The following is a 15648-nucleotide window of genomic DNA, read 5'->3' on the forward strand; positions in this document are numbered from 1 at the left end:
GTGGCCAACCTATCGGCTGTCGCTGCCGGGCCCCACACTGGAATCCGTCCGCGGTGCCAGCCGTTCGGGCTCCACCGGAGTTGCTGTAGAACCTCTACAGCAACACCAACCGCCCTTCATGCAGCAACTCAACTACCGTAAAGTAGCGCGAGTATTAGCCCAGGGTCAGTCCTAGTTAGATCAGGACTAGCCTTCGCCGCCAGCGTTACCGGTGGTGCCGGCATTGACGTTGAGCAGATCGTACTTGGCGATCGCCTGACGGGGTGCGTCGGCGTCGACCTTGCCGTCCTTGGCCAACATCTGCAAGGTGCGAACAACCACTGAGTGGCTGTCGATCTTGAAGAAGCGGCGGGCCGCGGCGCGGGTATCGGAGAACCCGAATCCATCGGCGCCCAAGGTGGCGAAGTCGTTGGGCAGGAACTGACGAACCTGATCCGGCACAGCCTTCATGTAATCGGTCACGGCAATGACCGGACCGTGTGCGTCTGCCATCTTGGCGGTGATGTACGGAACACGAGGCTCATTTTCCGGGTGCAGGAACGCGTCCTCTTCGGCGGCAACTGCGTCGCGGCGCAGCTCGTTCCATGAGGTGACGGACCAAACATCGGCGGCCACACCCCACTCGTCAGCGAGGATCTGCGCAGCTTCCAAAGCCCACGGCACAGAGACACCAGAAGCCAGCAACTGCGTGCGCGGTCCCTCGTGCTCGCTCTTCTTGAGCAGGTAGAGGCCCTTGACGATGCCTTCGACGTCCATGTTCTCCGGAGCCTTGGGTTGCACAATCGGCTCGTTGTACACAGTGATGTAGTACATGACGTTAGGATCCGTAGAATCCGGCCCGTACATGCGCTCCAGACCTGACTTGATAATGGCGCCAATTTCGTAACCGTACGCGGGGTCATAGGTGACCACGGCAGGGTTGGTGGAGGCAAGGAGCGGGGAGTGACCGTCAGCGTGCTGCAGGCCCTCACCGGTCAAGGTTGTGCGGCCGGCCGTGGCGCCAATGATGAAGCCACGGGTCATCTGGTCACCGGCGGCCCAGAAGCTGTCGCCGGTGCGCTGGAAACCGAACATGGAGTAGAACACGTAGATCGGGATCAACGGTTCGCCATGGGTTGCGTAGGCGGTTCCGGCTGCGGTGAACGCAGCTACGGAACCGGCCTCGTTGATGCCTGCGTGCACAATTTGTCCGGAGATGGACTCCTTGTAGGCCAGCACCAGATCGCGGTCCACGGACAAGTAGTTCTGACCGTTGGGGTTGTAGATCTTCGCGGTCGGGAAGAAGGCGTCAATACCGAAGGTACGTGCCTCATCCGGGATGATCGGGACAATGCGCTGCCCGATTTCCTTGTCTCGCATCAAATCCTTGAGCAAACGCACAAACGCCATGGTGGTAGCTGCCTGCTGCTTGCCGGAACCGCGGTTAGCGACCTCGTAGGTCTTCTCGCCCGGCAGGGTCAGCTCGGTGTGTTTGCTGCGACGCTGCGGAACAGAGCCGCCCAATTCGCGACGGCGATCCATCATGTACTGGATCTCCGGTGTGTCCATACCCGGGTGGTAGTACGGCGGACGGTACGGATCGGCTTCCAAAACCTCATCAGAGATGGGCAGGCGCAGGTGCGTCCGGAAGTCCTTCAAGTCCTGCAAGGTCAGCTTCTTCATCTGGTGCGTAGAGTTACGCGCCTCGAAGTGTGTGCCCAGGCCATAGCCCTTGACCGTGTGGGCCAAGATGACTGTCGGCTTGCCCTTGAAGTCCATGGCTGCCTTGTAGGCGGCGTAAACCTTGTGGTAATCGTGGCCACCGCGCTTGAGGTTCCAGACCTGATCGTCGCTCAGGTGAGCGGCGAGTTCCTTGGTCTGCGGCGTCTGGCCGAAGAAGTGCTCGCGCACAAATCCGCCGGACTCGGCCTTGTAAGTCTGGTAATCGCCGTCGCGCGTGGTGTTCATGACGTCCACGAGTGAACCGTCGGTGTCACGCTCGAGCAGGTCATCCCACTCGCGGCCCCAGAGGACCTTGATGACGTTCCAGCCGGCACCGCGGAAGAACGCTTCGAGTTCCTGAACGATCTTGCCGTTACCACGCACCGGACCGTCGAGGCGCTGCAGGTTGCAGTTGATCACGAAGGTCAGGTTGTCCAGCTTGTCGTTGGCGGCAAGCTGGAGCAGGCCGCGTGATTCGGGCTCGTCCATTTCGCCATCGCCCAAGAAGGCCCAGACGTGCTGGTCGGAGGTGTCCTTGATGCCGCGGTTGTGCAGGTAGCGGTTGGACTGCGCCTGGTAGATGGCGTTCATGGGGCCAATGCCCATGGAAACCGTGGGGAATTCCCAGAACTCCGGCATGAGGCGCGGGTGCGGGTAGGAGGACAGCGCGTGTCCTTCCTTGGACTTTTCCTGACGGAATCCGTCCAAGTCCTCCTCGCTGAGGCGACCTTCTAGGAACGCGCGTGCGTACATGCCGGGGGAGGCGTGGCCCTGGAAGAAGACCTGGTCACCGCCGCCAGCATGGTCCTTGCCGCGGAAGAAGTGGTTGAAGCCCACTTCGTACAGGGTTGCCGCACCGGCATAGGTGGAGATATGTCCACCGACGCCAATGTCAGGATGCTGTGCACGGTGCACCAAGATCGCGGCATTCCAGCGCAGCCATGCGCGGTATTTACGCTCGATCTCTTCGTTGCCGGGGAACTCAGGTTCCTGATCGACTGGGATGGTGTTCACGTAGTCGGTGGTCGTGACCATAGGCACGCCGACGCTCTGCGCGCCGGCCCGCTGCAGCAGGCTACGCATGATGAACTGGGCACGTTCAGTGCCCCGTTCCTGAATCAACGTATCCAGGGACTCAAGCCATTCGGCTGTCTCTTCCGGATCGCGATCAGGCAGCTGGTTTGTCAACCCGCTGAGGATATGGGAGCTTTCGTCTCCTGCAGCCACGTCCAACCTCTCTTAAAAGCAGTGTGGGGCGCCCAAAGCTGTGGCCATGGGCGTGTTCTAACACTGTAGACCGGAGGAAGCGCTTGTGCGTAGCTGTGGCTCTTGCATGAAGTTGCTTCGGCGCACTTGCCTGTGTCGTCGGTGCGCCCAATGTGGGGAACCGTGAACAAACCCTGAACAAAGTAGGTAAGGTAAATCACAACATTCCCCAAGGGGGGTGAGTTCGGTAGCCGCCAGCAACACGTTAAGTGGAGGCAAGGTGGGCTCACCCCCTAGACTGGGGTTCATTGACCAACAATCCAGCGCGCAAGCGTTGACCGCAGGAGGAAATAACGTGAGTGAGGCCGACGCCGGCACTGTTGCCAAGGTGGCAGGCAGTTTAGGGTTCAAGGATGGCGATCTCATCCAGGAGCTCGGATACGACGACGACGTTGATTTTGACCTACGTGACAGCATTGAGGCCCTCATTGGGTCGGAAATGTTTGATGAGCAGGATCATGACGTCGTAGATTCAGTCATCTTCTGGTGGCGAGAGGACGACGGCGATCTCGTGGACGCCCTCGTCGACTCGTTGACCACCTTGGATGAAGGCGGGGTGGTGTGGATTCTGACACCGAAGCAAGGCCGCGATGGTTACGTCCCGCCGTCGGACATTCAGGAAGCTGCCCCCACCGCTGGCCTCCATGTCACCACCACCGCTGGCGTGTCCACGGACTGGGCTGCAACGCGGCTTGCTCCGCGCAAACGCCAGTAGGTCCGTGTCACTGTCACGAGGCGAGTTCAGACAGGATTCTCCATGATGGACGACGGCGTCGGGCACCTAGGAGTGAAGCTCGGGGACATTGCCCCTGAGTTTTGTTTACCCAACCAGTTTGGGGAGCCAGTTTCGCTGGCTGGGTTGCGTGGCGCCGCTGTCATGGTGGTGTTCTATCCCTTTGCGTTCTCCGGTATTTGCACAGGGGAATTAGCTGCGTTGCAGGAAAGTCTGGGCGACTTTGATGACGCCGGAGTGCGCCTGCTGGCCGTCTCGATCGACACCAAATACACACTTCGGGCCTACGCGGCAGCGCAGGGCTACACCTTTGACCTGCTGGCTGATTTTTGGCCGCACGGCAAGGTGGCGCAGGAGTACGGCGTGTTTGATGCTGCTCGAGGCATGGCGGGGAGAAGCAGTTTTTTGGTCACCGCCGACGGAATTATCGCCGATATATTCAGCACTTCCACGGGAGAAGCCCGTCCTTTGGCTCGGTATCGAGCGTCACTGGAGCGGTTGTAACGATGGATAGTGTGCGCCCGGGCATTGGCCAAACTGGGTTTGTGCAGGAGTCGGTGGACGGTAGAGCGCGCGAGAGTAACGCGACCCCGTTGAGCCGTGCTGATATGAGCGCCTTGGACGGTGTTGCCGCAATGCTGAGTAACAAACCGTTCGCTCTGCTCACCGGTGCCGGCATCAGCACCGATTCCGGTATTCCTGACTATCGCGGGCCGGCCGCGCCGCCCCGAAATCCACTGACGTACCAAGAGTTTATGGGGGATCCCCAGCTCCGACGCCGGTATTGGGCCAGGAACCACGTGGGCTGGGCGAAAATGCGCTCAGCCACCCCCAACACCGGGCATCTTGCCGCTGCAGCGCTGGAACGCGCTGGGCTGCTAAGCGGCATTGTGACCCAAAATGTGGACCGGCTTCACGAAGCTGCCGGGGCCGAAAACGTGTTGGACCTCCACGGTCGCTTCGATCAGGTGCTGTGCACCGATTGTGGCACAAGCTATTCACGGTCTTTTCTGGCCATCATTCTCAAGGAGCTCAACCCCGGATTTTTGGATGCCGTCGAAGCTGCGGGTGGGGTTTCTGCGGCGCCAGATGCGGACGCCGATCTGGCCAGTGAGCAGCTCATTGCAGAGTTCAACGTAGCCAAATGCCCACTATGTGGTGGGCTGCTCAAACCGGACTTTGTCTTCTTCGGTGAAAATGTTCCCAAGGATAGAGTGGCGCGGGCCTTCAGCATGGTCGATGCCGCAGAGGCGTTAGTGGTTGCCGGTTCTTCCCTGACGGTCCTCTCGGGCCTGCGATTCGCCAAGAAAGCTGCCAAGGATGGCAAACCCGTCATCATCATCAACAGGGGTGAAACCCGTGGGGATTCGCTGGCAACAGTAAAGCTGGAGCTTGGCGTAGGGGAGACTATGAGCCATCTCACACGGCTACTGGGGGCTCGATTGGCGTAAACGGTAAAACGTCGTGTAAAGTAGTTTCTCGTTGGTCAGGCCAACAAGCGCAAAGCTTGAAAGTCTGAACAGTGAATGGGTCTTTAGCTCAGCTGGTAGAGCGCCACGTTTACACCGTGGATGTCATCGGTTCGATCCCGGTAGGACCCACCAAGGAAATGCCCGTTATTCCCTGCCAATCTGGCAAGGTATAGCGGGCATTTTGTTGTCTGGGGTTAGCGGCCAGAATGTGTGTATGGCCCGGGCGTGTCATCGGCTTCTTCCGCCCCATCCTTGTTGGATTCCGTTTCCGTCTTCGGGGCTGAAGGCTGTGTCGTAGAGGGCTGGCCCGATGGGCTCTTCGATGGTTTTGGTCTGTTTTCTTTGGGGCTGCCAGTGGCTGGGTTTCACGAACGTCCAGGGGTCTTTCGGGGACTCGCTGTGGAGGTAGAGGTACCAGTCAACGGCTCGTTTGGCGTGGTGGTCTGTGAGACCACGGTGATCGCGTAGAAGGTGCTTGAGGCCGGCATTGATTCCGCCTTCCAAGGGGCTGGTGGTGCGGTCGATCTTGTGCTCGTTAGCGGCGGCGGTGAGCCAGGTGAACAGGTGCCCATTTTTCAATACCGTGGCCAGTGTTCCGCGGGCCCGACGCAGGCGTAGATGTGTAAACCACCATTGCTGGTTCGTGCCGATATGGGAGGGCCTCTCGCCGTTCTTCTTCGCGTAGGTTCGGGTCTTCAAGAAGGACTCCCAGCGTGCTTCCCAGGAAGCGAATTCCCCGGCCCAGACAGCGGCTTGGTCAAGGTCTTGGATCGGTGTCAGGGCCTTGGCTAATGCCAGTAATTCCTTGCCGGCATCGAGGTTTGGGCGCATCGTGAGGTGTGTTCGAATGTTCTGCTGGATATGAAAAAGACACCGTTGCACCTTCGTCTCTGGCCAGTGCTCGCGCAGCGCACTTTCCAGGCCTTTATGCCCGTCAACGATGGCGACCGCAGGCGCCGGGATTTGTTGCAGCAGGGCAGACCAGGACGCATGTTTTTCTCTGTCGCACCACTGCCAGGCGATGACGTGGTTGCCGGTGTAGGCGACCAGCACGCACCAGTCGTTGAAGTACGTTCCGTCGAGCATGATCTGGGGGTGTATTTCACCGCTCAGGACGGCTGTAGGGGACACGTCCCAGCACCATGCACTCTGACGCCTAAAGGTGCGTGCGGAGCCTGCATGGGCTTCCTGACGGTCCTTGCCGGTGATCCAGGACAGGAACGCTGTGAACTCTGCTTTCTTGCTGACATCGACACGTGACTGGGTGCTGGAAGCACCACAGGACTTGCACCGCCACCTAGTTCTTCCCGCGCTGGTCTTGCCATTCTTTACGAGCTTCTTGGTACATACACCACACCTGGGGTGATTCTTGGGAACTGTCACCATACATGCTTTCAAAGCATGTACAGGGCCCTGCATCCCATATGATTACTGGCCGAAAGCCACTTTTCATACACACATTCTGGCCGCTAACCCGTTGTCTGCGTCGATCCTTGGTTAGCGGCCAAAATGTGTGTACAGTCCGGGCGTGTCAGTGGGTTCCACGATCGCCATCTTCGAGTCGCCATGTCTGGCCCCGAAAATGCGATTAAACGGGCCATATCTGGGGACTCGAGTGCGGCCAAGGTCATGCAGCCACAGAATAGATTCCGAGTGGATGCTATCCCTTAGCGCGAACACGTTCGATGAGATCCACGATAGCGTCAGCGACGATGCGCGGTTGTTCCTGGTGCACGATGTGACCGCTGTCGGTGTCGCCGATAATCACGGTATCCGGTAGGAGCGCGGCAACTGCTGCCCGCGACTTGACTAAAACTGCGTCGAGTTTGTACCCAAAGTCAGCAGGCACCTCAGGCGGTTGTCCGCCGGCCGCGACGGACTCCTCGACGAGCGGCCCCCATGGGTGGTCTGCAGAGATGACGGTAAACGGCATGGGCTGCATCGGCGGAGCTTGCCGAACCTGATCGAAGCTAGCCTGGATATCGAATCGTTCGATATCAGGGTACTCCACGAGCATCTCGCTGGTGTCACCATTGATAAGCGCAAGTTGAATCGCCCAGTCCTCAGGGCTGTACGCATCCTGCATCTCGATCGAGGTGGCGTCCACGAGCACGAGCCCGAGCACCTGATCGGGGTGGGTTGAGGCATATAGGCGCGCTACGAGTCCACCGATCGAGTGCGCGACGAGCGCGAACTGCTCGCTTTCTCCCGCTGCGGCGAGGAGCGCATGCAGGTCATCGACGGCCGCGCGGGCGTTCGTCGGCATTGGTGCGGGGTCGCTTCGGCTGAAGCTTTCTCCGACAGGAGTTCCTGGACGGTCGAAGGCGCACACCCGAGTGTGCTGCTGGACATCTTCGAACACGGCTGGCCCATCGACACCGTCGGCGACCTCCATCCAGTCCTGAGCCGACGCTCTTTGCCCCGAGACCAGCACGACAGTTGGGGACCCCGTTCCCCGGCATTCGAGATACATTTGCCGACCATTACCGACATTGAAGAGGCCCGCCACCTCTGTACTTGGGTTGGCTGGCTCGGGCGACGTCGGCGCGTCAGTCAGGGGCGGCGCACATGAAGTCAGCAAGGTAGAACTCAATAAGGCAGCGAGGCACGCCGCGTAAAGTGTGTGGATGTATCGTCGCTGCATCGACATGGAAAGTCCCGTTCGTCAGGGAGCAACCGCCTCACCGTGTTCAGTACATGTCACCCGTGACAGCGGAAGCCTCCAATGTCGAGACCACTACCTCGTCATCGTACGCTCATGGACGAAAATTTACAGCCCACCGCGACGAGACTCAACAGACCCAGCACGAGACTCATCTAAAAAGTCCGGGAACTCTCACGCTTGCCTCACGAAGAAATATCCGCGTGAAATTTCGGGGTACCTGGCAGAGTGAGCAAGGAACTTGGGATGGCCACGCGCCGCGATATGACGAACAAGTGGCAATCCATGTTGCTGCCGTGATTACGCGGGTCCGGCATGGTTCCGCACGCCAAATTGGCGCGAGATCCGTACCGGACAACAATCAGGCGCAGTTCTTTTTGGGTGCGGGGGTTGTCGTGGACAGTCGCCCCGGTGTACCGTGCGCGACTGGTAATAGCTACCCCCATCAGGGGTGTCCGCAATGGCAGCGAATGACCACAACGCACCCCTGCCCGACACCTCGACGAGCCCGACACCTTGACGAGCCCCTCACCTTGAGGAGGTCAGGTGCACCCACCAGGCGACGAGCACGCCAACCCCACCCCAGGAAAACTGCATGACCTGCTCGACGTGCGATCACGCACGCCGTTGCACGGTGAATCTTGAAGCTCGCCTCCAACTCACGCACAGGCACACCGTCTGCGTAACCGGAGGGCAGTTCAGCACAATTCGAGGCACTCAAAAGGGATTGAGAAGCACCTACGGAGGCCCACCAAAGAAGAACCCCGCCATTCAACACCGTCACGGTGAAGAACAGCGGGGTTCCTTGCCTTGGCAGACACTAGGATTGTCTGGACCACACGCTTAATAGGGGAGTGCATGCAGGACATCTCGTTCACCGCAATCGACTTTGAAACCGCCAACAACTTCCGGGCCTCCGCTTGTGCCGTCGGCATGACAAAGGTGCGCGCCGGCGTCGTGGTTGAACAGGTTTCCTGGCTCATGAAGCCGCTGCCTGGCTACGACGACTTCCACCCTGTTAACGTTGGCATCCACGGCATCACCGCAGCCCAAGTGCGCAACATGCCCGACTGGCGCCGCATCCACGGACCGATGATGGACTTCATCGGCAGTGATGCGCTGGTTGGCCACAATGTCAGCTTTGAGAAATCCGTGATTTCCAAGGCGAACGAGGCGTGCGGGCTCCCGGCCCCGGCAGCGGACTTTCATTGCACCCTGCAGTTGGCCAGGACGCACCTTGAGCTGGGCCACTACACGTTGTCTGACGTGGTCGGTGCCCTGGAACTTCCCGCCTTCAACCACCACGACGCCGGAGACGACGCGCGTGCCAGCGCGCTCATCGCGATTGAACTCGCCAAACGCAATGGCGCATCGAACCTTGCCGCCCTATGGCCTGCCACAGCGAAATCAACCCTGCCCAACTATTATTCAGCGGGCTACACACGCAAGCTGGCGGACCTGCCGCAGGCCAACATGCAGGCCAACCCCTATGGGCCGCTTTATGGGCAGACCATTGTTTTTAGTGGTGACCTGGTGGCCATGCCACGTGCGGAGGCCCAGAACGCTGCCGCAGCCAAGGGCGCAACCATCGCCAACGGCACCACGAAGAAGGTCACCCTGGTGGTCAGCGCCGACGGAGCTGCTGTTGCCCGTCCCAGCGCCAAGATCAAGAGGGCGCAGGAGCTTGCGGCTGCCGGCCAGGAAATCATGGTCATCAATGAAGTGCAGTTCCTGCGCCTCATGGCATTCAAATAACACGGAGCGCCATGTGTAGGCGGAGCAACGCGTCTGGGCGGCGTACGGAGTGCCGGAGGTGAGCCTGTGCGCGAGTGACAAGCCTGTGCGCGCGGCGTGCCAGCGCTGGGCGTTGCCAAAGCTGACATTCACGGCGTAAATGTGGCGCTCCCGCTTGGGGCCGCCGTCGCACTTGGCGTGCACAAGATGGACAGTCACAAAAGGACGGCGTTTGCGGAAACGGCGGGTGTTAGCCCGGAGCCCGCCGTTTTCGCGAACGCCGTCCTTTCGCCGTCTGAGACAGGCTGGCACCGTCTGAGGCGAGAGGCTGCCAGAATGTCACACCCACTCCATAGCGTCCTTCCCATGATTGAACTTGCGGAACAAGTGTTGGTGGAAACCACGAGTGAGGGGGCCTGTGACGGTGCGGCGCAATGGCAGGGTGTGGACGGTGGATGCCGAACCCCTGCGCTGGTATGAACGCACGCCATGGTGGAACCAAGTACAGCGGATGCCCGAGGGGCAGGGGCGTGTGGATGTGCAGGTTTGGCGGGTGCAGGCGCGATGGCGGCGCAATCAGCGCAACGAACTTGTCACCATGGACCTTGAACGTGACCATCATGGTGGGACGTGGCGCATGGGGGATGGTTAACGTGAAAGGTTCCCCGCCACAGCTATTGGGGGACGCTGTGGTGGGGAACCAGTACTAAAAATATAACGCTTGTTTCGATGGGATGCAAACTGACACGCAGAATTTCCAGATCGTTTCTGATCGGAGTTTGCGACGGCGTTAACCGCCATCGAGTGGACTAAACGCGCTGAGTTGAAAACGCAGATGATGCGATGAAAATCGCGAATTTGTCGCGTCTTCTGCAGCCTCGAACAGGTTCAGCGCATCATCTGCTGTTTCCAAGCAGAAGCCACTGACACGCCCGGACGGTACACACATTTTGACTGCTAACCCGGATCTCGAATTTTGGCCGCTAGCCCCTGTACTCGAGTCCCCAGATATGGCCCGTTTAATCGCATTCTCGGGGCCAGATATGGCGACTCGAAGATGGCGATCGTGGAAGCCACTGACACGCCCGGACGGTACGCACATTTTGGCTGCTAACCCACTAACCCCTGAGAATGCAGAGTTAACGTGGAGGACCTTCCACTGTGGCTATTGGGGGACGCCACAGTGGAAGGTCTGCAAACGAATATACCGGCATGCCGGAAAAAACACAAGAGTGGACGTTCTACCTCTTTGCCTGAACAGTATGATGAAAACTGTCCACTTCAATGTACTGTAAGTGAGCGGTAGAGCACCGCTCCGGGCTCTCCCGGGAACCTTCAGCGTCGAGGATAACTACGTGAGCGAAATTCAGGCCATACCCAGCAGGAACAGTGAAGTGCGAGGCCATGGATCTCCTGCCCCTGCCGTGACCCGCGCTTCCGCAGTGCTTGACGCCTTGGCACAGTCGGTCACGGGCCGGTTGACGCTCAGTGATCTTGCCCGCGAGCTGGGCATCCCCAAATCCTCCACGTCCAACTTGTTGCAGGCGCTTGAGGATGCCGAGCTCATTACCCGCGTCGGTTCCGACTATGCCCTGGGTGTGAAGCTGGTGGAGCTCGGGGCTGCCTACCTGAGCCGCCGCGACGAGGTCAGGGAGTTTTACCGCTTTTGTGAAGCCGCCCCAGTGCTCAAGGGCGAGACGGTGCGCATTGCCATGCTCGACGGCGAGAATGTCATTTACTTGGCCCGCTATGAAGGGCATCCTGCCGTGCGGCTGACCTCAAACATTGGGGACAAAATGCCCGTCTCTTTGTGTGCCGTGGGGAAGGCCCTTATTGCCAGGCTGCATGACCATGACCTGGATCGGCTGTACCCCGACGAGTCTGCGCTCCCTGTTCTGACACCCAAGTCACTGCGGACCGGTGCAGAGCTCAAGGCCGAGATCGCAGCCATCCGCGCCCAGGGTTATGCCTTTGAGGATGAGGAGTCCACCTTGGGCGTGGTGAGCCTTGGCGTAGCCGTTCCTACTCGTGGCTCGCACGGCCCCAGCCTCGGCGTGTCAGTGACGGCTCTGCAGGCCACGTTCTCCGATGTGCAGCGCGCAGCAATGGTCCAAGAGCTCGTGGAGCTGTCCAAGATGTTGGGCAATCCCATGGGCTAGTGAGCCACATAACATTTTCCTCTTGGCCTTCCGTTCAACATGTTGTACGCTGTTCAACATAGTGATCGACCTTAGGGTCGTTGTCGCCTGCCTGAATCAATGGTGGTTCGGTAAGTTTCAAGGGAGAATCAGTGACTACACAACCGCTACGCCCAGCCCACGGCGCCGCCTCGACAGTAGACGAGAAGGTGGATCCGGATCAGCTGCGCCGGGCCACCCTCGCCAGCTCCGTTGGTTCGGCGCTCGAGTACTACGATTTCTACATCTACGGCCTTGCCTCGGCACTGATCTTCGGCCCCCTCTTCTTCGCTCCTCTGGGCGACACGGGCGCCTTGATTGCATCCTTCGCCACCTACGGCGTTGGCTTTGCGGCCCGACCCTTCGGCGGCCTGGTATTCGGCTACATTGGCGACCGCTTCGGCCGCAAGCAGGTACTCCTGCTAACCATCGCGCTCATGGGTGGCGCATCCTTCGCCATCGGCCTGCTGCCCACCTATGAACAGGCGGGAATGGTGGGCGCCGTGCTGCTGGTACTCATGCGCATCCTGCAAGGTCTGGGCGCCGGAGCCGAGCAGGCCGGTGCCACAACCCTCATCTCCGAAGTTGCTCCGCGCAAACGCCGCGGCTTCTTCGCCGCCCTGCCGTTCGTCGGCATCCAGGTGGGCACCCTGCTGGGTGCCGGAACCTTCGCGCTCCTCGGCCTGGCCCATCCCGAAGTGCTTGAAGGATGGCTGTGGCGTGTGCCGTTCCTGGCCAGCATCCTGCTGATCGGCGTTGCCGTGTACATCCGCCTCCAGCTCAAGGAAACCCCGGTCTTCCAGGAGCTGGAAAAGCACAAGAACGTCACCAAGAACCCGCTCGGCACGCTGTGGCGCACCTCCAAGAAGAACGTCCTGATCGGCATTGGCTTGCGCATGGGCGAAAACGGCAACTCCAGCATCTACTCCACCCTCCTGGTCGGCTTCATGGCTGCCAAGGGCGGCGTCTTTGAAGGGGACAAATTCATCGGTCCCGTGGGCCTGCTGATCGCGGCTGGATTCGCCGCGGTCATGGTCATTTCCTTCGGTGCGATCTCCGACCGCGTTGGCCGCGTCAAGGTCTACCGCTACGGTGCACTGTTCCAGCTGCTCTTTGCCTTCCCGGCGTTCTATCTGATCACCTTGGGTAACGTCTGGCTTGTCTGGGCTGTCATGGTGGTGGGTATTTCCATCGGCGTGCAGTCCATGCTTGGCCCGCAGTGTGCCATGCTTCCCGAGCTCTTCGGGGCCACCCACCGCTTCACAGGCGTCGCCATGAGCCGTGAAATCTCCGCCGTGTTTGCCGGTGGCATTGCGCCGATCGTTGGAGTCGCCCTGTTGGCTGTCACCAACCACTCCTGGCTGGTGCTCGCCGTGTACTCAGCGGTCTTGGCCGGTATCTCCTTCGTGACCACGTTCTTCACACCGGAAACCGCGGCCCGCGACCTGAACCTGGTTGAGGACGCCTCCTAGCCTTCCGTTGACCAAGTGGCACCTGCTCCGGCGGGTGCCACTTGGCGTTTAACCGAGTTTGGTGATGGACGACGCCGGTCCCGTCCGGCGCTGGCAGCCAGCCTGTCGCCGTCGTACTTTAAGAGGGCAAGTCACCACCAGGGTGCGGGCAAAACAGGGTGCGGGCACGCAAAAGGGGAGCCTTCCGCGAACGGAAGGCTCCCCTTGAGCAAGTGCGGTTAGTAGAAGTGGACGGGATCCACGGTGTGCAGCAACTCGGTGCCGGTCTGGAAGCGCGCCAGGTTCTCCATGAAGCGCTCGGCGATCAGGCGGTTCTCGGCGGAGCTCAGGGCCGAGGTGTGGGGGGAGACCATGACGCGCGGGTGCTCCCAGAGCGGGCTTGCCTCCGGCAGCGGCTCGACGGCAAACACGTCCAGGCAGGCGTAGGAAACCTGGCCGTTGTTGAGAGCCTCAAGGAGCGCATCCTCGTCAATGACCGTGCCGCGGCCCACGTTGACCACGATGGTGCCCGGCTTCATGGCGGCGAAGATCTCGGCGTTGATCATTTTTTCCGTGTAGGGGGTGCCGGGGAGGGTGTTGATGAGGATGTCGGCCGTGGCGACGAGGCCGGGCAGCCCGGCGGTGTCGGTGACAGTCTCGATTCCCTCGATGGGCTCCACGGTGCGCTTGGTGCCGCTGACGTTCATGCCAAGGGCGCGGGCCAGACGGGCGGTTTCGAGGCCGATCTCGCCCAGGCCGGTGATGACCACGTTGGAGCCGCGGGCCAGGCGGGTGGGGGTGCGCAGTTCGGGCCAGTGCTTGGCGGCCTGGTCAGCAGCCAATTCGGCGCTGCGCTTGAGGCCGTTGAGGGCGCCCATCATGGCGAACTCACCCAGCGGCAGGCCGTGCACGCCGGCTGAGCTGGTGATCTTGATGCGGGCAAGGTCCACATCGGAGAGTTTGGCTGCCTTGACGGCTCCGCCGGCACCTGCGGCCATGGCCTGGATCCACTGGAGCTTCTCGCTGGAGGCAATTTCGGCCAACCCGGCCGGGCTCTCGTTGGGGAAGCCGTAGAGCACGTCGGCACTGCGGAGCATCTCCCAGTAGCGAGCTTCCTGCTCCTGCGTGCGCTTGAACGCCGGATCGCCGGCGTGATCGGCGGGGAAGCGCTCCTGGGGGAGCAGCTCGGGTTCGTACAATACGGTCACGGACGGATTGGCGGCACGGATGGCCTCCACATGCTCGGCTTCGAGCGGTACGGCAATCGCAACGGTGAGATTATTAGGCGTCATGATGTTCATCATACTGAATTGCGGATAGAATACTGAACAAATGTGGCGATGAGTCACTTTAAGAACCAAACCACAAAGTTGTGAGGACTGGTGTTCAATGACGCAAACCACTGATTCCCCCCGTCAGGCCCCGCCCGCCATTGGCTTTGTCGGCCTGGGCCACATGGGTGCCCCCATGGCCGCCAATCTGCTCCGCGCCGACTGGGACGTGACGGTGTGGAACCGTTCGGCTGCAGCGCTCGAATGGCTAGCCGCAGAGGGTGCCCGGACCGCGTCCGGCGTGGCCGAACTGCGAGATGCCAACGTCATCATCTTCATGCTCCCGGACTTGGGCTTTATTGAAGAAGCTGCGGAGCCGCTGCTAGCCGCATGGCGAGAAGCGCCCCCGACACAGGGAACCGTCGTGGTGATCATGAGCAGTGTCTCCCCGCAGGCCGTCCAAGTTTTTGGTGCCCGGGTAGCGGAGGCCTCCGGTGGCCGGGCGACCGTCATCGATGCTCCCGTCAGCGGAGGCACGGTCGGTGCCGAAAAAGGCACCCTGGCCATCATGGCCGGAGGAGACGCTGCCGACTTTGAGCGCATCGCCCCAGTACTGGACAGCATGGGCACCACCGTGCGCCTGCTGGGTCCACTCGGCAGCGGATCCCTAGCCAAGGCCTGCAACCAGTTGTTGGTGGGAACCACCATGGCAGCCCTCGCCGAGGCGGCGGAGCTCGCCGAATCCTCAGGCATGGACGTTCCGGCGCTCTTTGAGGTGTTGGCCGGCGGTCTGGCCGGCAGCAACGTCTTGCGGCTCGGCGGGCCAAAGATCGCGGCCAAGGACTACACACCCACCGGCCCGGCGAAATTCATGCACAAGGACTTGGGATTCGTGCTGGAAAGTGCCGCCGCAGTTGGTTCCGCGACCCCCATGGCTAGTGCGGGACACGCCTTGTACGGCACCCTGAAGGATCAGGGCTTGGGGGACCAGGACCTGACAGTGGTGCGGGAAACCATCGCGCGGCTCGGCACCGGGAACAAGCCTTCGCCGCGATGACACGTGCGCGGTGACATGCTCGTGTGCCGGTGACACGTGCGCGGTGACCACCGCTTGGGTGAGCCGTACGCCGTCGGACCTTTGAAAGTCTTCAAAATCATTGAAGCCCGAGATCGACTAAGAC

General features: G+C 60.6%; 12 protein-coding genes and 1 tRNA gene. 9 read left to right on the top strand and 4 right to left on the bottom strand.

Annotated features, from left to right (window positions below; genetic code table 11):
• Positions 1–186: 186 nt before the first annotated feature.
• Entirely contained in the window at positions 187–2928 is a 2742-nt protein-coding gene (gene aceE, locus AB0O97_RS11550) for a pyruvate dehydrogenase (acetyl-transferring), homodimeric type (RefSeq protein ID WP_363845502.1), read from the bottom strand.
• A gap of 334 nt (positions 2929–3262) precedes the next feature.
• Here aceE and AB0O97_RS11555 point away from each other — a divergent pair, with 334 nt between their 5' ends.
• The 4 genes from AB0O97_RS11555 to AB0O97_RS11570 all read left to right on the top strand — a co-directional run bounded on the left by AB0O97_RS11555 (position 3263) and on the right by AB0O97_RS11570 (position 5304).
• The gene (locus AB0O97_RS11555) at positions 3263–3682 is read left to right on the top strand and encodes a DUF3052 domain-containing protein (protein ID WP_363882653.1); all 420 of its coding nucleotides are present in this window, start codon (positions 3263–3265) and stop codon (positions 3680–3682) included.
• 42 nt (positions 3683–3724) lie between these two features.
• Positions 3725–4204, top strand: a complete 480-nt coding sequence (locus tag AB0O97_RS11560; protein WP_363845508.1) for a peroxiredoxin — start codon at positions 3725–3727, stop codon at positions 4202–4204.
• A 2-nt stretch (positions 4205–4206) separates the two neighbouring features.
• On the top strand, positions 4207–5151 hold the full coding sequence (locus AB0O97_RS11565; protein WP_363882656.1) for an NAD-dependent protein deacetylase: 945 nt from the start codon (positions 4207–4209) through the stop codon (positions 5149–5151).
• Positions 5152–5228: 77 nt separating this feature from the next.
• Positions 5229–5304: transfer RNA gene (locus AB0O97_RS11570), tRNA-Val, on the top strand.
• Positions 5305–5400: 96 nt separating this feature from the next.
• On the opposite strand, the gene AB0O97_RS11575 is transcribed toward AB0O97_RS11570, so the two are convergent.
• Positions 5401–6555 carry an IS1249 family transposase gene (locus AB0O97_RS11575; RefSeq protein WP_363845531.1) on the bottom strand — a complete coding sequence of 385 codons (1155 nt, stop codon included), beginning with the start codon at positions 6553–6555 and terminating at the stop codon, positions 5401–5403.
• A gap of 277 nt (positions 6556–6832) precedes the next feature.
• Complete coding sequence (locus tag AB0O97_RS11580; protein WP_363882659.1) at positions 6833–7822, bottom strand: alpha/beta hydrolase; 990 nt, start codon at positions 7820–7822, stop codon at positions 6833–6835.
• A gap of 870 nt (positions 7823–8692) precedes the next feature.
• On the opposite strand from AB0O97_RS11580, the gene AB0O97_RS11585 reads away from it, so the two are divergent.
• From AB0O97_RS11585 to AB0O97_RS11600, 4 genes are all read left to right on the top strand, one after another.
• The gene (locus AB0O97_RS11585) at positions 8693–9589 is read left to right on the top strand and encodes an exonuclease domain-containing protein (protein ID WP_363845516.1); all 897 of its coding nucleotides are present in this window, start codon (positions 8693–8695) and stop codon (positions 9587–9589) included.
• A gap of 430 nt (positions 9590–10019) precedes the next feature.
• The gene (locus AB0O97_RS11590) at positions 10020–10220 is read left to right on the top strand and encodes a hypothetical protein (RefSeq protein WP_363882662.1); all 201 of its coding nucleotides are present in this window, start codon (positions 10020–10022) and stop codon (positions 10218–10220) included.
• Positions 10221–10932: 712 nt separating this feature from the next.
• Positions 10933–11727: an IclR family transcriptional regulator gene (locus tag AB0O97_RS11595; protein ID WP_363882809.1), complete on the top strand. Its 795-nt coding sequence runs from the start codon at positions 10933–10935 to the stop codon at positions 11725–11727.
• 131 nt (positions 11728–11858) lie between these two features.
• Positions 11859–13217: an MFS transporter gene (locus AB0O97_RS11600; RefSeq protein ID WP_363882665.1), complete on the top strand. Its 1359-nt coding sequence runs from the start codon at positions 11859–11861 to the stop codon at positions 13215–13217.
• A 218-nt stretch (positions 13218–13435) separates the two neighbouring features.
• On the opposite strand, the gene AB0O97_RS11605 is transcribed toward AB0O97_RS11600, so the two are convergent.
• Positions 13436–14500: a D-2-hydroxyacid dehydrogenase gene (locus AB0O97_RS11605; protein ID WP_363882668.1), complete on the bottom strand. Its 1065-nt coding sequence runs from the start codon at positions 14498–14500 to the stop codon at positions 13436–13438.
• Positions 14501–14585: 85 nt separating this feature from the next.
• Between AB0O97_RS11605 and AB0O97_RS11610 the strand changes: the two genes are divergently transcribed.
• Entirely contained in the window at positions 14586–15524 is a 939-nt protein-coding gene (locus AB0O97_RS11610; protein WP_363882671.1) for an NAD(P)-dependent oxidoreductase, read from the top strand.
• Positions 15525–15648 lie beyond the last annotated feature (124 nt).

Origin of the sequence: Specibacter sp. NPDC078692, from assembly GCF_040686835.1 — a bacterium.
GTDB lineage: Bacteria > Actinomycetota > Actinomycetes > Actinomycetales > Micrococcaceae > Specibacter.